General features: G+C 50.8%; 16 protein-coding genes. 4 read left to right on the top strand and 12 right to left on the bottom strand.

Going from position 1 to position 18,748, the window contains the following annotated elements; translation table 11 throughout:
* Positions 1–173: ExbD/TolR family protein (locus ACO0LG_RS13910; RefSeq protein ID WP_423027271.1), on the top strand; the 173-nt coding region annotated here is incomplete at its 5' end.
* Positions 174–257: 84 nt separating this feature from the next.
* On the opposite strand, the gene ACO0LG_RS13905 is transcribed toward ACO0LG_RS13910, so the two are convergent.
* The 4 genes from ACO0LG_RS13905 to ACO0LG_RS13890 form a co-directional block, all read right to left on the bottom strand.
* Positions 258–650: a VOC family protein gene (locus ACO0LG_RS13905; RefSeq protein ID WP_423027249.1), complete on the bottom strand. Its 393-nt coding sequence runs from the start codon at positions 648–650 to the stop codon at positions 258–260.
* Positions 651–682: 32 nt separating this feature from the next.
* Positions 683–1,519, bottom strand: a complete 837-nt coding sequence (locus tag ACO0LG_RS13900; RefSeq protein ID WP_423027247.1) for a branched-chain amino acid aminotransferase — start codon at positions 1,517–1,519, stop codon at positions 683–685.
* Between the two features lie 93 nt (positions 1,520–1,612).
* The gene (locus tag ACO0LG_RS13895; protein WP_423027245.1) at positions 1,613–2,461 is read right to left on the bottom strand and encodes a DUF6348 family protein; all 849 of its coding nucleotides are present in this window, start codon (positions 2,459–2,461) and stop codon (positions 1,613–1,615) included.
* Between the two features lie 85 nt (positions 2,462–2,546).
* Positions 2,547–3,440 carry a LysR substrate-binding domain-containing protein gene (locus ACO0LG_RS13890; RefSeq protein ID WP_423027243.1) on the bottom strand — a complete coding sequence of 298 codons (894 nt, stop codon included), beginning with the start codon at positions 3,438–3,440 and terminating at the stop codon, positions 2,547–2,549.
* 109 nt (positions 3,441–3,549) lie between these two features.
* Between ACO0LG_RS13890 and ACO0LG_RS13885 the strand changes: the two genes are divergently transcribed.
* From ACO0LG_RS13885 to ACO0LG_RS13875, 3 genes are all read left to right on the top strand, one after another.
* Entirely contained in the window at positions 3,550–4,326 is a 777-nt protein-coding gene (locus ACO0LG_RS13885) for a sulfite exporter TauE/SafE family protein (RefSeq protein ID WP_423027241.1), read from the top strand.
* A complete protein-coding gene (locus ACO0LG_RS13880; RefSeq protein ID WP_423027239.1) occupies positions 4,323–4,613 on the top strand; it encodes a GNAT family N-acetyltransferase in 291 nt (96 codons plus the stop codon). Before ACO0LG_RS13885 ends, ACO0LG_RS13880 begins: the two co-directional genes overlap by 4 nt.
* Positions 4,614–4,734: 121 nt before the next feature.
* Positions 4,735–5,310, top strand: coding sequence for a putative 2OG-Fe(II) oxygenase (locus ACO0LG_RS13875; RefSeq protein WP_423027237.1), 576 nt, complete (start codon positions 4,735–4,737; stop codon positions 5,308–5,310).
* Between the two features lie 7 nt (positions 5,311–5,317).
* Here ACO0LG_RS13875 and ACO0LG_RS13870 read toward each other — a convergent pair whose 3' ends face one another.
* The 8 genes from ACO0LG_RS13870 to ACO0LG_RS13835 form a co-directional block, all read right to left on the bottom strand.
* On the bottom strand, positions 5,318–6,370 hold the full coding sequence (locus ACO0LG_RS13870; RefSeq protein ID WP_423027235.1) for an alpha/beta hydrolase family protein: 1,053 nt from the start codon (positions 6,368–6,370) through the stop codon (positions 5,318–5,320).
* A gap of 128 nt (positions 6,371–6,498) precedes the next feature.
* Positions 6,499–7,596, bottom strand: coding sequence for a helix-turn-helix domain-containing protein (locus tag ACO0LG_RS13865; RefSeq protein ID WP_423027233.1), 1,098 nt, complete (start codon positions 7,594–7,596; stop codon positions 6,499–6,501).
* Between the two features lie 104 nt (positions 7,597–7,700).
* Entirely contained in the window at positions 7,701–9,575 is a 1,875-nt protein-coding gene (locus tag ACO0LG_RS13860; protein ID WP_423027231.1) for a glucokinase, read from the bottom strand.
* 305 nt (positions 9,576–9,880) lie between these two features.
* Positions 9,881–12,289 carry a TIM-barrel domain-containing protein gene (locus tag ACO0LG_RS13855; RefSeq protein ID WP_423027229.1) on the bottom strand — a complete coding sequence of 803 codons (2,409 nt, stop codon included), beginning with the start codon at positions 12,287–12,289 and terminating at the stop codon, positions 9,881–9,883.
* 32 nt (positions 12,290–12,321) lie between these two features.
* Positions 12,322–13,998 carry an alpha-amylase family glycosyl hydrolase gene (locus ACO0LG_RS13850; RefSeq protein ID WP_423027227.1) on the bottom strand — a complete coding sequence of 559 codons (1,677 nt, stop codon included), beginning with the start codon at positions 13,996–13,998 and terminating at the stop codon, positions 12,322–12,324.
* Positions 13,999–14,023: 25 nt separating this feature from the next.
* Positions 14,024–15,397 carry an MFS transporter gene (locus ACO0LG_RS13845; protein ID WP_423027225.1) on the bottom strand — a complete coding sequence of 458 codons (1,374 nt, stop codon included), beginning with the start codon at positions 15,395–15,397 and terminating at the stop codon, positions 14,024–14,026.
* 365 nt (positions 15,398–15,762) lie between these two features.
* The gene (locus ACO0LG_RS13840) at positions 15,763–16,962 is read right to left on the bottom strand and encodes a cation:proton antiporter (protein WP_423027223.1); all 1,200 of its coding nucleotides are present in this window, start codon (positions 16,960–16,962) and stop codon (positions 15,763–15,765) included.
* Between the two features lie 94 nt (positions 16,963–17,056).
* Positions 17,057–18,565, bottom strand: a complete 1,509-nt coding sequence (locus tag ACO0LG_RS13835) for a tryptophan halogenase family protein (RefSeq protein ID WP_423027221.1) — start codon at positions 18,563–18,565, stop codon at positions 17,057–17,059.
* Positions 18,566–18,748 lie beyond the last annotated feature (183 nt).

Genomic DNA, 18,748 nt, shown 5'->3' with positions numbered 1-18,748 from the left:
TGGAAGCGAAATTGTCTGAATCGGCAGCGATGCCAGCAGGTGACCAGCCAGAGATCCATCTGCGTCCGGTTGCCGTCGTGCCTTACAAGTCTGTGGCTGCGGTCATGGCGGCGGCACAGCGTCTTGGTGTGACCAAGATCGGCATGGTCGGGAATGAGCAGTTTTTGAAGTGATTCAGGACATGTCAAAAAAAACCGGAAAATGAAGATTTTCCGGTTTTTTTTCGACTCATACTTTCTGCATATTACCTGGCAAACCTATTGAGGCAGCGCTTCATACAATTCCAAAGGCAAGTCATCAGGATCAGCAAAAAAAACAAAGCGGCGTCCTGTCAATTCGTCCAGCCTGATATCCTCCACGTCCAACCCCTTTGCCTCCAGCATCGCTTTGCTGGCTGAGACATCATCGACTTCAAATGCCAGGTGACGCAAACCCTGTGCTTCAGGTCGAGATACCCTGGGTGGTGCATCAGGGAATGAAAACAATTCTATTTGCGAACCATCTGGCAAGGTCAGATCAAGCTTGTATGAAGCTCTTTCTGCTCTATAGGTTTCAGCAATAACGCTTAAACCAAGAATCCGGGTATAGAAATCCTTGGACACCTGATAATCAGTGCAAATGATGGCTGCATGATGTATGCGCTTGAGCATCGATCTGTCATTCAGTCTGGGTAGGATGCGAGTCAGGTATTTTGCATGAATTGCAAATACAGATCACGGGCGCGTGTCGCCACTAGACCTATCGGCAAATCACGGCTTTCGTATCTGGTACAAGGCGTTACCTTCGCAAAATTACCGGTATTGAAAATCTCTTTGGCTACCACTAATTCTTCCGGTTTTACAGTGCGCTCAGACACTTGTTTGCCATCTTCCTTGAGCAAGCCAATCACGCGAGCGCGGGTAATGCCGGACAAGAAACTGCCGTTTGCCACAGGCGTGACGATCTCATCATCTGCCGTCACAAAAAAGAGATTGGCAGTGGCAAATTCAGCCACGTTGCCATGCACATCACAGACCACGCCATTGTCAAAACCACGTTCTTTGGCTTCGCGCAAAGCTCGGGTGGAATTTGGATACAGGCAGGAGGCCTTGGCATCAGTCGGCGCCATGGAAGGATCAGGACGACGCAGGCTCGACAGGCAGGCAGAGAAACCGGTAAATGCTGGCATGGGTGCATCAAACAAAGTCAGCGCAAAGCCAGTAGTCGATGGTTCAGGGATCAGCAAACCGTCAGTGCCAAACACCAGCGGGCGGATGTACAGCTCAGCATCAGCCGGGAACAGGGCAATACCTTCGCGACACAAGGCTTCTAGCTCATCGACATTGTAAGGACATTGCAAACCCAGGCGCTGTGCCGACTGTATGACGCGGGCCAGATGCAGGCGCAAGTCCGGTGTCAATCCACGAATGGAACGTGCGCCATCAAACACGGAGGAACCCAGCCAGACTGCATTATCCATGGCGCCAAACAGTGGCGTATTGCCTTCACTCCATTGTCCCTTGAAGTAGCTTCGGTACATAATATTCCTCACTCATTGATAGTAAATTGGCGACGCATCGCGAATAGTCATTTCTAATGTATCACATTCAACATTTGACCTGATGAAACGACATCACAGTTGAGTCTGGCCGGGTTGCACCAGTTGTGCCTGATTGACACTATGTTTGCTAGTTCTGACAACCACATATTGCTTGCGGAACTCCAGCCTGCGCTGCGGCCATTTCTCTGCATATTGCTTCAAGTATTCAACTGCTGGCACAAAATCCTCGCCATTCACACGACAATCAGCGGCGAGCTTGCCCTCATTATCACGCGAAGCAAACAGGCGTATTCCAATGAAATCGCTGGTCTGTAACAGATCATGAAAAGCGGGCATGCTTTCTGTGAACAGGCAGCATGGGCAAAATGGATGCTCTTCTTTTTTCTTGGGAGCAGGCAGGCTGGCGAGATGGGCGACTGGCCCAAGTATCACCTGGCGAAAACTGCTGTTTTCTGCCGCCTCAGCACTGGTGTTCATTTCTATGACTGTGCAATTCAAAGGCTGTTCGCGGGTGGCATCCTGCAGTACCAATAAGTCCATCCTGGCCCAGGTACGCAAACCCTCAAGTATGGCTTCAGACTCGGTAGCACCCATGGCATGCTGGTATTCACTCAAACCTTGCGGGAAGTAGGCCGCATGGCTGGCATAGATACGTGTGCAGGTACGACATTTATCTTCAGCGAGCACGACTGTTTCCACACGTTCAACAGCCAGCAACAAGCCTTCATCCAGGGCCAGGTAATTATCTTGCCATTTCAGCTTGATTGCTTCTGCAGTCAAGATTTCAAACAAAGCCAGTGTTAATTCTGCATCAATATTCAGGTGGGCAAATACTGTAGTCGCTGGCTGTGCGATAGAGCCGGATATAAATTTATCCTTGAAACTCTTGAGAGCATTGCCTACGGAAGTGGTAACAGACATGGAAGTTGATTATGAGTATGAAGACAGGCCTGCATTGTAGCAAGAAGACCGGCAAACCAAGATATTTGCAGTCTGAGCAGAAAATTCAGGCCTTGATTGCATTGATCAGTTCACGCGCATACGTTGGCAATTCATCATATTGCCGTACACAGATCAGCAGGTTCCTGACTGCCCAGGGATCTGTCAGATACAACCTGTGTATCTTCATCAACTGCTCATAACGCAGCGCTGCCGTCTCAGGGATGATGGCAATGCCAGCCCCACTTTCCACCATGCGGCAGATGCCATCAAAGCTGCGCAGACGCAGGCGGTAATGCAAACGCTGCCCTAGCCGCGCCGCATGTTCATTCAGGTATTGTTGTAGGGCGCTGTCACCTGCCAAACCGACGAAATCATAGGTCAAGGTATCCGCAAAGGACAGGCTACCACTGACAGTTGCGGTGGTTTGCAAAGGATGCTGGGCAGCGGTCACCAGCACCAGTTGATCCTGCCGAAATGGAAATGCCTGCAAATCTGCGCTATCAACCGTATCGGCAATGATGCCTATGTCTGCCTGCTCGGCGATGATGGCTTGCACGATGTCATTGCTGAGTCTTTCCTCAACCTCAATATTGATATGCGGATGTGCCTGCATGTAAATAGCCAGCGCCTGCGGCAAAAATTCTGTCAATGCCGAGGTATTGCACAACATGCGTATATGACCCTTAAGTCCTTTGGCATAGTCACCGAGGTCACCACGCATTCTTTCCATTTGTTGCATCAGCATGCGCGCATGATGCAGCAAGGTGCGGCCAGCGTCAGTCACCTCAACGCCACGTCTTTGCCTTAGGAGCAAGGGGACGCCCAGCAATTCCTCCATACCACGCAGGCGTGCACTGGCCGACGCCAGTGCCAAATGAGAACGGTCTGCACCAGCAGTGATACTACCAGCCTCCACTACGTGGACAAATAACTGCAAATCGACCAGGTCAAAGCGCATAAGAAGATTATTTATGAAATGTGTTCCAGGCGCAGGCTACGTAAAATACGAACCCTGTCTGAGTATATTCCACATTTTCAGTTCTTGCTGGCAATGGCAAACTGTCTATATGGAATCCCTCATTGCGCTATTTACTCCTCATGGCAACAGCACACAGTGGCTGGCCTTAGGCTTTATTTTTTTCCTGGCGGGCATGGTCAAGGGAATAATAGGCCTGGGTCTGCCCACGGTGGCAATCGCTCTATTGAGTCTGTCGATGACACCCATGCAGGCGGCAGCCCTATTATTTTTACCTTCGCTTTTAACGAATATCTGGCAACTCGCCAGCGGCGCCAGGCTACAGCCCTTATTAACCCGCCTGACTCCTATGCTACTTGGCATCTGCCTGGGTACTTTTGTTTCCGGGTTTTTATTCAGCAAGCTCGATCCTGTCTGGTCAGGTGCTGGCCTGGGCGTAGCATTGCTGCTATATGGCATCATGGGGCTGGCGTCGGTACATTGGCAAGTGCCCAGTCATGCCGAGCGCAGGCTCGCCCCTGTCATCGGGATGGCGACAGGCATGGTCACAGCCACTACTGGCGTATTTGTCTTGCCCTCAGTCCCTTACCTGCAAGCACTGGATCTTGATAAGGACAAACTGGTGCAGGCGATGGGCTTGTCTTTCACGGTATCCACTCTGGCCTTGGGCATCAATCTGTATGGCAATGGCACTTTGCAATGGAATATTGCCGGTGACTCCTTGCTGGCCCTGCTACCCGCGCTAGCGGGCATGCAATTCGGGCAAATTTTGCGCAACAAAATGCAACCCATTTTGTTCAAGCGCTGTTTTTTCATAGGCCTGCTGGCTTGGGGCGTCCACTACTTATGGGGAGCAGTGAAATCATGACAGAGATCACTTCTGGAGAAGCTGTGAAAACGGCACTGCGCATCTGCAAACAAGATGAACAAAGCAACTGCACACATTTATTGCTGTCTGCATTTCTGGATCAGCAGCATGTGGGTGCGCTGGATTGCAGCATACTTGGCGGGCAGGTATGTGTGCATGTCTTGTATGTGACACCCAGTTACCGTGAGCTTGGTATCGCCAGGGCGCTACTGGCGCAATTGCGTGCAGAATGCCCTGGCCTGGAAGTCATTTGCGAAAATGAACAAAAGCAGGGAATGAAGCATTAAATTTACTGCCTCCACCGCCATAAAGTACGGCGAATAAAGATACAAACAAGCACGCAAATAATCAGGCAAACAAGCAGGCAAATCATCTATGATCATGGGTATCACTTCACAAGGTGCGCACATGAATATTGAAGTACTCTTCCCCACCCTGGTTGGCATCTCCAAGGCAGATGATGCCACCATTTATGCCATCAATGACGAAGTCTTGCGCCGCAAGGAAGACTTGAATCGCTTGCTTGGTCATTCATGGGGTGACAATGTCCTGAGTTCATTCAACAATGAAAAAAATATTTTCACACTTGCCGGACTACAGCATTTAAGAAAATTCATCGAAGACAGTGTCTTGCAATTTGTCCACATGACCAGGCGCGACAAGGACTGGAAAATAGATCACCAATACACGCAAAGCTGGATCAATGTCACCAAGAAATTTGGTTACCAGGAAAGACATAATCACGACAGGAATATTGAGGGCGTGCCCATCAGCGGTGTTTATTATTTCAACACCAACCAGCATGATGGCGAGCTCGCCATCTTCCCCTGCGACATGCAATACAAGCAGTTTGAAAATTATGTCATCGAACCTGAAGTCGGCAAGCTGGTCTTGTTCAGGTCCGACGTATTTCATAGAGTAGGCCCCAACCTCACAGCTACCGACAGGGTGTCTTTTAGTTTCAATTACCTGCTTAATAAATAAACCATTTCTAATGCAATAAATGCTTTTCAAAGAATGCAGTAATTTTCTTATCCACTGCAGCCATCTGAGTGCGGTCAAAACCGGGCGGATCATTGAGCATGTCACCGACCAGACCAGTCAGGTTCGGTGGCAAAGGGGACAATAAAGAGCCATGACCAGCATCAGGTAATTGTGCGACAGCTTCACAAGTTTTGCAGGCTGCCAATACCCTGTCGCTGTGGAAGCGCGGCACCAGCCAGCGGTCCTGGCCTGCAGTGACCAGACCCAAAGGCACAGATGGATTTTGCAGGGATGTCATATCAAAGTCAGCCGCTGCGGGCACGCCAGCCACAATCGCGGCCACGCGGGGATCATGATGTTCACGCATGGTCGTGTCGCTAAAACGGCTGCGGATAATTGTCAAAGCCAGCCATTTCTTCAGACCATCAAGCATGCCTCCATTGAGCCGGATGATCAGGCCCACGCAAGAATGAAAATCATTGACCAGGTCTTCTTCACAATGCTGCTTGAATCCCGCTGGTGACCAGCGCCCGCCAGCCATGCTAAGCGCGGTGTGACCACCTGCCGACATGCCATACACGCCCACCTTTTCCAGCGTCAACAGCGCTGCAAAGCGCGGGTCACGGCCAACTGCATCGATGGCTCGCGATACTTCAGCGGGACGCAAAGTCCAGCTCACCGGGCCAGCCTGACTTTCATCCTTGTAGTTATCAGCATGGTGCTCAGGCATGGCAACAATAAAACCTGCCTCGACCATGCTACGCGCCAGGTCTGCATGCACCCAGGGTGAGCCGCCGGAACCATGGGAAATGATAATCAGATGGCCATTGCCACGCACAGGCTCTGCCTGTTCTGCCAGGTTGAATTGAAAGCGGCCACGGTGTATTTGTTGTTCTGGCGCATTGCTGGGGTAATACAGGGTAATGGTTCCATCCGTTGCAGTTGGCGCTATTTCTGTTAAACCAACAGAGGCTTTCGCTGCACCAGTTACAAAAAACAGCAGGCTCAGCAACAGATAGCTGGAACGGTTCAGCAATCGTTTCAAAGAATGTTTATACATGGCTTTCATCATTCAGGCTCCAGTCAATTGAGTGCCGGAGACGGTGCCCCGGATGAACCGGACTATGCGCAGAAAAGCGAATGATGTCTTGCCGCAGACGACAAATTACAGATTCCGGCTAGCCGATTTCAGGAATCGGCCATATTTTCTTTGCGATACTCAGTTGGCGTGAGCCCGGTGGCCGCCTTGAAGGCACGGTTGAATGGCCCTATGGACTGAAAGCCAGAAGTCAGCGCAATGGTCAAGACAGGCAATTCACGTTGCGTTGGATCTGTCAGAGCAGCGCGCGCTTCGTCCAGACGAAAAGCATTGATGTAGGCATTAAAATTGCGGTAGCCTAATTGCTGGTTGATGAGCCTGCGCAAGCGGTATTCAGGGATTTGCATCTTGCTGGCGAGACTGGCAAGTGTCAGGTCTTCGCTACGGTAATGGTGTTCGCCCTGCATGAGCTTTTGTAAGGCCATCACCAGTTTGTCTTCACCGGCAACAGGCGCAGTCATGGGCACAGGATGGGCTTGCAGGACGGCTTGTCCTTTTGGTGAAACTTCAGGCAGCGGAAACAAGTCCAGATGCCCCAGTGTTAACATCCTGAATGTCACAATGGCGATGATGAACAGCAACACAAGCACATCGGCCATGGCGGTACCACCCATCAGCCTGCCCTGCGGTGCACTAAGGCGTGCGATCAACAGCAGGACAGTATAGGTGCTACCCGCAATGACTATGAAAGCACGCAGACGGCGACGTTGCTCAACCAGATCAGTACGCCAGTTTCTTGCTGCAGCCAATGCGGCCAGAATGGCAAATATCAAAGGTACCGCACGTTGTACGCCCACCGCCAGTGGTGCAATGACAGAGGCGCTGCCAGCCACCACAGCGCAGTTAAGCGCACTCAGGGCAGCGACCGCCAACCAGGCCAGCACATGCCAGGGCCGTAATACATAATCATCGTCAAATAGCGCTTGCACGAATACCCAGAACAGCACTGCATTTGCGACAGAAATGGCGACCAGAGGTGCTTGCCACAGGCGCGGCACCATGGCTTCAAACCAGGGTGTCGCACTGATCACCTGCACCGCCAGTCCGAGGCAAAGTGCAATGCCTGCCCGCACCACGATCAATTGCGGGCGGTCACGTCCTAAAATGGCGGACAGCAGCAAGAGCAGAGCCACCAGCGTACCCCGCAAAGCAGCATCAAGCAAGACCAAGGGATCAAGAACCAACATGCCTGTCCATCAAAGGATGAAAGGCAAAACAATAACAGCAGCAAGACTGCTAAGGCAAGCGGCGCAACTGCTCTATTGCTCTATTGCTTGCCGTTGCGATGAAATCAACTATCCAGATGGGAAATCAGCAAGTTACTGAAACGCGATAATTCCTTGCGCTTGACGTCGCCATGTCCCTCAGCTTCAGGCGCATCAACTGAGAGGCCTACCGCGATGATATCGATCAGCAATAATTGGAGGATGCGCGAAATCATGGACAGGAAGGTGGCATTGTCCTCGGTATGATTGACTGCCAGGCAAACCGTAGCCTTCTTCGCCAATGGAGACTGATTAGGTGTAATCGCAATCACGTCTGCCCCGGCAAGGCGGGCAGCATCCGCGGCCTTCAGCAATTCCGGCAATTTACCAGAGTTGGATACGACGATGACGACGTCACCAGGGTTCAGCAATTCTGCCGCCATGGAGAATAAATGCGCATCACCATAAGACGCTGTTGGAATACGGAAACGGAAAAACTTATGCTGGCCATCCAGCGCCACGGCCCTCGAATTGCCCATGGCATAAAACTCAACCTTGTTTGCCTTGCGTAACAGGGCGATTGCCTGGTCGAGTGAACGCACGTCCAGTTGGTCGCGAAAATTCAAAATCGCCGACACAGTGTTATCGATGACTTTGGCGCTCAGGTCATGCGTACTGTCACTCATGCGTACCTGGCTATGCCGTACAGGTATCGTGCCGGTCAGACTGCTGGCAAACTTGAGTTTGAAGTCAGCAAGACCGAGGAAGCCCAACGAACGACAAAAGCGGATGACGGTAGGCTGGCTGACATCAGCCAGGCGGGCAATCTCTGCAATGGCTTCATTCAATACGGTGCGCGGGTTTTCCAGCACCAGGGTGGCGACACGGCGCTCTGCCGGTGTCAGCTCAGCCTGGATTTGCTGTATGCGGTCCATGAGTGAACTGTCGCCGCTACGGCCACGCAAGTGCTCAGACAAAATCGCCGACACGCCATAAAACGCCGGATTGGGCGTTGTAATCACAAAGGTAGGAATTTGCGCCAGATAGCTGCTGAATCGCCCCTTGGCTTCAAAGCGTGTGCGGAAGGTGGAAGTGGCGAAATAATCGCCCATCAAAGGGATAATCCCACCGCCGATATAAATACCACCAAAAGCCCCCAGGGTCACCGCCAGGTTGGCACTAAAACTACCCAGCATGCCGCAAAAGCATTCCAGGGTCTCCAGGCAAAGCTCATCAGCATCAGCCAGGGCACCACGCATAATGTCTTGCGCCGGCAAGGCTTTGACTTTCTTGTTATTCCTGTCAGCCAGGGCGCGGTAAATCAATTCCATGCCAGGGCCAGAAATCAGGCGCTCGGTAGAAACATGCGGCCATTCTTTCCAGGCAAATTGCAGGATCGCATATTCACGCTCATCTACCGGCGCGAAATTGACGTGACCGCCTTCACTACCCAGGGTAACAAAGCCGTCTGAGGTAGGGATCAGGCCAGACACACCCAGACCCGTACCTGGTCCCAAAACACCAATAACAGATTTCGCCACTGGCGTGCCGCCGCCCACCTGCATCAGATCTTTAACCTGCAAACCCGGCAGTGACATGGCCAGGGCGGTAAAGTCGTTGACGATGAGCAGCGTGTATAAACCAAATTCGCGCCTTACATCTTCTATGGAAAATGCCCAATCGCGGTTAGTCATCCTGACCTTGTCACCGTCGATAGGATTAGCCAGTGCAAATGCAGCATGATGTACTTTGCTGGCGGGTACAGTAGATAAATAGGCGCGCAGCAAGGCGATGATGTCAGTGTATTCGTCACACTTCAAGACCTTAACGGACTCAAACACACCTGGTGAAGACTCAAGTGTAAAGCGCGCGTGGGTTGCGCCTATATCAGCCAGCAACCGCGGGCCACTGGAAAAGCCTGCCGCGTTACCATGTTCTACAAGTGCGTGTTCTGTCGTCATGCTGTCTTCATATCTACGGTTTGCTGCCTATTTTCTTAGAACCTGTTCACGCCCTTACTGCGCGTGCGTGATCGGGGCTCATGTGCTGCTCAAAATGCTTATGTACTAGAGTACATTCCGCTTTTTGTGCTGCTATTCACTCCCGCTGACGCTTACTCGCTACAAATCGTAAACAGGTTCTTACAGAGAATACAATCCCGCAATTTACCACAAACGCCTGCAATTTCATGCCCGAAATCAATGCCTGCCATGGCAAAAATCCACGATGGCGAGCTTGCATCTCCCTTCGATTGGGCTTGACAATATCATTTAATTAACTTTATTGATAGCTCTGTCTTGCTATTTTTTAACCAGCGCACATCTATATTCAGCTGTTTTTTAGTCTCGTCCCAGTTGAACGGCAGTTCTTTATTTTGCAGGCTGACCTGTGCTGGCTTGCCAGGAATATTGTGGATATGCATTGCAATGTCTCTGTCCACAGCCTCGGCGCGCGAGCCTGTCTGTGTCTGTAAGCTGATTTTCAACTGTGCGGCATTCGCCTGGCTATTGAAATGCATGAGGGTATAAGCCCCTTTCTCATAGGCATTCGCAGTCTCGCCATCATCGTCATACAATTTGCCTGTTGACTTTTTGACTGCAGCATCATGGTAGTAATGCAGTTCCAGTTTTTTTGCGGAATAGTCGCGGGTATTCTGGATCAGTGGGCTCATGGGGACGAAGGCACCGGCGCGTACAAATACAGGGATATGATCTTGCGCGACTGTGACGGTGGATATTGTTCCACCCTGATATTGCTGGTCATTGTAAAAATCAAACCAGGTGCTACCTGCCGGGAAATATACGCTGGTTTCTTTTTCTGCCGCCTTCATGACAGGATGGATAAGGAAGCTATCACCCCACAGATAAGTGTCCGCCACAGTTTGCAGCTTATGGTTTTGCGGTTCTGCATAAAACAATGGGCGCATGAAAGGCAGCCCATGCTGGTTATTTTCAAATGCCAGGGTATAGTTATATGGCAGCATGCGATAACGCAATTCTATCGCTGCCTTTGCCAGTCCCCTGGTCTTGGCTTCACGCAAGACCGGCTCAGACGCCACTTCTTCTTGCGCATGTGGACGGAACACTGGCTGGAATACGCCATACTGTAACCAGCGCGTGTACAACTCATCATCCAGATTGGCACCGGCAAAACCACCCAGATCAGAATGCATATAGGCCATGCCCTGCATGCCCATCTGCAAGGCTATCTCAGGCTGCGAGCGTAAGCCGCCCCACGTACGATTGACATCGCCAGACCACGGTATCATGCCCAGTCTTTGCGAACCTGAATAGCCAGAACGCATGAGGATGAAAGGCCGCTGATCGGGATAATCCTTCTTGTAGCCATCAGCAATCAGTTTGGCCCAGTTATGGCCGTAGATATTATGCAATTCGTCTGCACTGCCAGTCTTGTGTTGTAAAGCCGATGGATGAACTTCCGGCTCACCCAGATCTCCCCACCAGCCAGCTACTCCCGTATTTTTCAAGTCTTTATAGATATCCCAGAACCAGTCTTGTGCAGGCGGATTGAAGATATCAATGAGGCCAGTATTTCCAAAATAAAAATCATAAGTAAATGGCTTACCCTGCTTGTCAGTCGCCAGCACATTTTGATCAACAGCTTCCTGCCATTTTTTCGAAGTCGTCAAAATGAAAGGCTCGGTGATCAGGATAGTCTTGATACCTTGCTGCGCAAAGTCGGCAATCATGCCTCTGGGATTGGGGAAGCTGTCTTTATCAAATTCCAGATTACCCATGGTGCCCTTGATGTCTTTACCAAACCAGTAGAGATCAAAGATAATGGCATCGACAGGGATTTTTTCAGTGCGGAATTTATCCAGTATGCTGCGCGCTTCTGCTTCATTATGATAGCCAAATCGGCTGGCAAAGTTACCAAAGGTCCAGCGCGGTGGCAAAGGCTGACGCCCGGTCAGGCTAGTGTAGTTTTTGACGATATCGGCCCAGCTGTCACCAGCGATGATCTGGTAAGTCTTGCGACCACTGATGGTTTCATAAGCCAGCACATTGTTTTTTTTGCTGTCCAGGTCAAGCTGGCCTATCGCTGCATTATCAAAATGCAGGCCATACATCTTCGATGAAAATACCAGCGGCATGGCAAAGTTCATTTGCTCCGAACGCTCTTCATAACCATAGTGTGCCTTGTTGTACAAAGGCAGGCGATTACCACGACGGTTCATGCCAAGGGCGCGGGCGCCACCACCATACAAGGCTTCGCTGGCATCCAGATTAAAGTCCAGCACTTCTGCATCGGCAGTTTTGCTATAGCCATTTTTTTCTGACAGCAAGGGCTTGCCTTTATAAGCATAGGCAATTTGCAGCGGCGATTTGGTGATGCTGACACTGATGTCACCGGCAACATAGTGAATACTACTTGCTGTTTCATTGAAGCTGGTCTTTACACGCACTGGAGACAAGACAACTGCATGCGAAGCAGGGTTACATTTTTCAGCAGCAGGAATAAAACTGGTTTCCATGATCTTGTCGCTATAGGGCTTCAAGACATAGCGGCCATCATTGGTCTTGATTTCCAGGTGATCAGCCTGCTTGCTGACTGACACGATAGTGCGTGTAGAATTTTGCGCCTGGACTGTACTCACCAATGCAAAGACTGCCGCCGCAAAGATATTCAGTTTTACTAAGCTTGTTTTCTTCATGCTGTCTCTAATTATTTTTTTGCCAGTTCATACTAAGGTGAGATCAATATGGTGCTCAAGCCACTATTGAATTGCACCTTGCCATTCACGACTGTGGCTGTCTTGCCTGAATAATGGTCACGCAGTTTTTGTCCGTCGGCAAACACGCCACTGACGCTGATGGCAGGATTGCTGTTAACCGGAATATCCAGCGCGATCACCACCTTGTCGCTGACACCGTTCTTATCATAAGTACGCTTGAAGGTATAGGGTTGCTCGGCCAGTTTTTCATGTACGCCTGCGCCTATGGCAGCATGGGCACGCCGGAACAAACCCAGACGGCTCCAGTGTTGCCGGACATCGGCAATACGGTAGCCATCACGGCTGGCATTGTTTGCCAGCTCATCCCAGTTCATGAAAGAACGCAGGGTCGCGTCGCCTTGCGCACCAGCGGCATTCAATGTGCGCGCAGTTTCATCGCCATAATAAATTTGCGCAGCGCCGGGGCTCAGCAAAAGTTTATTGGCAGACTCAAACGGTTTCTGGCGCAAGAGATCAAATGGCCCACCATCATCATGTGAGCTGATGTAATTGAGGACGGAATAACCCGCCAAAGGCCCATGCAGGCGCGCGGCGTAATCACTGAACAAGGCTTCATAAGTCTTATTGGCATCTGACTTGAAGCCAAAATTGATGAGGCTGTCAAAACCGTTCTGGTAAAAATTAACCGTTTGGCCACCACCCATGTCAAAATCCTGGCCGTGGGCAAGGGCATAGTTATACACTTCACCAGTCATGAAGAAGGCCTGGTTACCAAGCTTCTTTTTGGGGTTGGCCTGCTTCCAGTCTTCATAAGCTGCACTGGCGAGGCCATGCAATTCTTTCCAGACCTCTGGTTCAGTATGTTTGGCGGTATCAGCCCGAAAGCCATCGACACCGTATTTTTTCACCCAGTCCACATGCCATTTCATGAGATAGTAGCGCGGTGCGCGGGGCAGGCCTTTGCGCTGAAAAAAGTCATCCAGCTCGTTGACTTCTTTGTCGTAGCGCCCTTCTGCTTTCCATTTTTCTACCAGCACTGGCGGCAAGCTGACTGTGGCATTACTGTCGGTACGTATATCCGGCAGGTTTTTCACGAGGGTGCAACTGACGGTGGTTTCAGTATCTTTATAGGTGCATGTTGGTGATGTCCTCACCCATTCGTCTGGCCAGACCGGGTCTTGCTCCGTTGCCGGTCCCAAGTGATTCATGACCACATCCAGCAAGACACGCATGCCATGTGCATGGGCTGTATCGACAAACTCGCGCATGTCGGCTTCTGTACCCAGGTTGGCATCGACACTGGTGAAGTCCTTGGCCCAGTAACCGTGAAAGCCATAGGATTTGCCTGTACCCTCATCGGTACCCGCATGGATTTGCTCGACCGGCGGCGTCAGCCAGATGACATCGACACCGAGGTCTTTGAAATAACCAGACTTGATCTTCGCGGTAATGCCAGCCAGGTCACCACCAGCATAGCCACGCTGGGGTGCGGCGTCATTTTTACGGCCATAAGCAAGGTCGTTTTTATGATTGGCATTATGGAAGCGGTCTGTCAATAAAAAATAGACAGTAGCGTTTTCCCAAAAAAATGGCTGGGCTGTTTTTAACTTGGGTGCAGCCAGCGATAGGGAACTACAAGACGCAGCCAGCAGTGCTGCCAGCCCTAGTCGGATTACTTTCGCTTGCATGGGAAAACTCCGTCGAATGCGAGGATTAAACTGCTGCAGCATTAGTTGCGGTCTTGCCCATGCTTGATGCAGCCGGTGTTTCTTCGACTGTTTCATCCTTGACCAGCAAAGTCAGCAAGCCCGCCAGTATCATGCAAGCTCCACCCAGCATCAACACCTTGACGGACTGGTTATCAAAGAAATGCTTCAATATCGCACCCAGCACGACGCCAGCAATGATCTGCGGTATCACCACAAAGAAATTGAACAAACCCATGTAATAACCCATGCGGTTCGCTGGCAATGCTCCGGCCAGAATTGCATACGGCATGGTCAGCACACTGGCCCAGGCTATGCCCACGCCCAGCATGGGCAAGAGCAACATTTGCTTGGATGAGATCAGGAAGATACTCATCAGGCTGATACCGCCTATTACCAGGCACAGCATGTGAACAAATTTGCGGCTGCTCATCTCGGCCAGCACTGGCAACAGAAAGGCAACCAGTGCAGACACACCGCCGTACACGGCAAACATGATGCCCACCCAGTTGCCACCTTCCTGGAAAGCTGCCGACTGCGCGTCGCTGCTATGGAAGACAGTTTTTGCAATCGAAGGTGTGGTGTAGACCCACATGGCAAATAAGGCTACCCAGGTAAAAAATTGCACCAGCGCCAGTTGCACCATGGTCCTGGGCATCCTGGTGAAACCACCCAAAATTTCGCTAACAGCCTTGCCTATGCCCTGGCTATTTTTGCGTTCCTGCTTGAATTTTTCCAGGTCCGCTGGAGGAATTTCCTTGCTGGTGAAAACTGTCCACATGACGGACAAGGCAAATATGGCACCGCCAACATAAAAGGAATATCTGACAGTGTCGGGTATGACACCATTCACCGGTACATTGCTGACCCCCAGATAGTCGGTGAATATAGTCGGTAACAACGATGCAATCACACCACCGCAACCGATGAAAAAGGTTTGCATGGCAAAGCCAGCCGTTTGTTGTGAAACATCGAGCTTGTCGCCAACAAAGGCGCGGAAAGGTTCCATGGAAATATTGATGGCGCTATCCATCATCCACAGCACGGCGATTGCCATCCACAAAACGCTGGAATTGGGCATGAGGAACATGGCAATCGACGCCAGTATCGCACCGATGAAAAAGAAAGGACGACGACGTCCCCAGAAAGGGTGCCAGGTATTGTCGCTCAGGTAGCCAATGACTGGTTGCACCAGCAAGCCTGTGATGGGTGCGGCAAGCCAGAACAGGGCCAGATCATCCGGGTTCGCACCCAGGGTAGAAAAGATGCGGCTGGTATTGGTATTTTGCAGCGCAAAACCAAATTGAATGCCAAAGAAACCGAAACTCATATTCCACAATTGCCAGAACGACAGACGTGGTTTGTATGCAGATACTTGCATGGTGTTTTGTCCCCAAATTTATGATGAACTACTGTTGCAGTATGGCTTGCTGGCTGAAAACGACTTCCCAACAAAGTCACCCGATCAAACCCATCCGCATTTTGAAATACTACCACAGCAAAATGTAATTAAACTACATAAATTTTTCACGGCAACTACAAACTGCAATCAGGCCTGATAAAAAAGAAAATATCGTTTAAAACCTCAACTTAAAAATAGCAATCTGTAGCAATACTACCCATCATCATGCGCTTTCCCAGAGGTATTCTGGCATATCCGGGCGTACTAGGCACCCAAAGAAAATGCCCACTGCTTTCATAAAAGCAGCGGGCATTTCACTGGTAAAAAACGGAGATTCAAAAACCTCATTTGCTCCTGAAAATCAGTTCCTTCATCTTCTGCAATTTAGGATACACCACAGGCACGGTCAGCATGGTGCTGGCAATCGCCATCAACAGCATCGCTGTAAAGGTTTCGCTGGTGATGATGTTTTTATCCAGCAAGATATTGACGAAAATAATCATGATCAAAGCCTTGGTTTGCAATAACCAGCCTATGATGGATGCCTCGCCTTTTTCCCATTTCAATATTTGTCCGGCGACCTGTATGCCTATCAGCTTGCCAGCAACAGAGGCGACCAGCAATACCGCGGCAGCAACAAATACAGCAACTCCGCCCATGGCCCAGTTGGTACGCAAACCCGTACTCAGGAAAAACACCGGCATGATGGCCAGCAAGACATGGTGGCGCATGAGGTCCATTTTCTCTTGATTAAACCAGTGGGCATCCATCACAGCACCCGCCAGGAAAGCACCAACCATGAAGTGCAGGCCAGCCCAATCCGCCGCAAAAGCACAAGCAGCGAGCCAGATCAGACCTACATACCAGCGGTCACGCTCTTCCAGCCAGACCATGAGTTTGCGGAAAAACCACGTCGTGACAGCAAACAACAGCAAGAAGCCGACTTGCCGCCCTACCCTGGTCCAGTCCAGCAAGATCACCGCCAGCACACCCCAGATGGCAATATCGTCAAGACTGGCATAACGCAATATGCGCTGGCCTATAGGCTGGCGCAGAATATCGAGTTTTTCCATCAACAAGATGAGGATGGGCAAGGCAGTTACGGCGCAGGCCATGCCCACACCGAGCACGAATTGCCAGCTCATGGCTTTGTGCCCCATCCAGCCATCCATGCTCAGCAGCCCCATACCAGCTACGCAACCAAACAGCAAAGGCATGCCCAATGCCAGACCCGCCGTGATGGTACTTTCGCGGCGATATTCCCACGCCTTCTTCAAGTCCAGTTCTATTCCGGCAATCATGACAAAAATCATGACGGCCCACCAGGCGATGCCATTCAATGACTGTATCACCTGGGGATTGAAGACAAACTTGTAGTAGTCGGGATAAATCGCGCCCAACACACCGGGCCCCAGCAAAATACCAGTGATAATCTGGACTACTACCAGTGGTGCGTAATAGTCAGTTTTACCTACCCGCCAGATCAGGTAAGGCAGGGTAAAAATCACAAACATCGCAATCAGGAAAATCTCGGTAGTGCTCATACCAGTATGCATAATTTATATTTTTTTGAGTTTATTTTTTATGCGCCACTGCTGGTGGAACCTCACAGTGGCACCTCCCCCACTCAGTCTTGACTCAGCTTCTGGCCTTGCAATGCTGGGCAATATAGGCAGCATGTCCTGGCATGATGGCCACGCATTTCTGCACTACCTCACGCACACTATCGAGATATTCCATGGTGTCCGCTTCGGTCTGCAAATTTACCAGAGGATTAAGGCTTTCAGGAATTAAATTTTGTCCTTCAAAAACCTGCAGCCAGCCGACCTCGGCAAACAATTCATTATCGACGCGCAGCAAGCGTCCGCTAGCGCGGAACAGGTCGATTTTATGTTGCAGACTATCCGGCACAGGCATGTCAGCACAAGCTTTCCAGAAGACTGAATCTTCGCGTTGATTGAGCTTGTAATGCAGGATCACAAAGTCACGGATGCGTTCATATTCAAAGCGTGACTGACGATTGTATTCTGCGATATCGACAGCATTGAAAGCCTGGTCAGGGAAGAAGTCAATCAGGCGTGCGATGGCAGCTTGTATGAGGTGGATACTGGTTGATTCCAAAGGCTCCAGAAAGCCGCTGGACAAACCTATCGCTACCACATTCTTGTTCCAGGTTTTATTGCGCATGCCGGTCTTGAATTTGATGACGCGCGGATCAGCCAGTGGCTTGCCATCGAGATTGGATAACAATACCGAGGCAGCTTCATCATCGCTGACGTATTGGCTGCAATACACATGGCCATTGCCTATGCGGTGTTGCAGAGGAATGCGCCATTGCCAGCCAGCGCGGTGTGCAGTTGCGCGGGTATAGGGCAAGAGTTCCGACGCAGATTCACAAGGCACGGCTTGCGCCCGGTCGCAGGGCAACCAGTGCGACCAGTCTTCATAACCGGTGTGCAATGTCTGCTCTATCAGCAAGCCGCGGAAGCCGGAACAATCGATGAATAAATCACCAGCGATGTGCTCACCAGTTTCCAGCACGATGGCGTCGACAAAACCATCAGCTTCGCGCTGGCTGACCGATACTATCTTGCCTTCGGTACGGACTACACCGCGTGATTCTGCGATCTTGCGCAGGTAACGTGCATACAGGCTGGCATCGAAATGATAGGCATGGGCAATCTGGTTCAAGGGTGAATTAGGTACATCGTGACGGGCGGGCATGAATTTATTTGCCTTACCCATCATACGGGTAATTGAATACGCAGCCAGCTCATCGGCCTTGCCCAGCTTGCGCATTTTTTGCCAGTACTGATCAAAGCGCACACTGCCAAGATCCTGGCCGATAGTGCCAAAGCCATGCATATAGCGCTCCCCCTGCTTGCCCCAATTGACGAATTCTATCGCCAGTTTGAACGTGCCTTGCGTCTCGCGCAGGAATTCATTTTCATCGATACCGACGACCTGGTTAAATCTTTGTATCATCGGTATGGTGGCTTCGCCGACACCGACAATACCAATTTCATCCGACTCTACTACCCGTATCCGGTATTGCCCCTGCAGCACGGTCGCCAGCGCCGTTGCTGTCATCCAGCCGGCAGTACCACCACCTACAATCACGACGTTTTTTATAATTGCATTCTGCATGTTGTCTCCACCAAAAAAACTAGCCCCCGTGAGCTCGCGCTGACAGGGGTTGCTTGCAGTTCAGCTAAGAACCTGTTTGCCGCCTTAGAACCTGTTTACGATCTGTAGCGAGCGTCAGCGGGGTCAGGGTAACAAAAACGCAGCGCAAAAAGCGGAATGTACTGTAGTACATGCGCTTTTTGA

It is taken from the genome of Undibacterium sp. Ji42W, from assembly GCF_049340405.1.
Taxonomy (GTDB): domain Bacteria; phylum Pseudomonadota; class Gammaproteobacteria; order Burkholderiales; family Burkholderiaceae_D; genus Undibacterium.
Note: the sequence above shows the minus strand (reverse complement) of the source record. Positions and strands in the feature narration are given on the sequence as shown.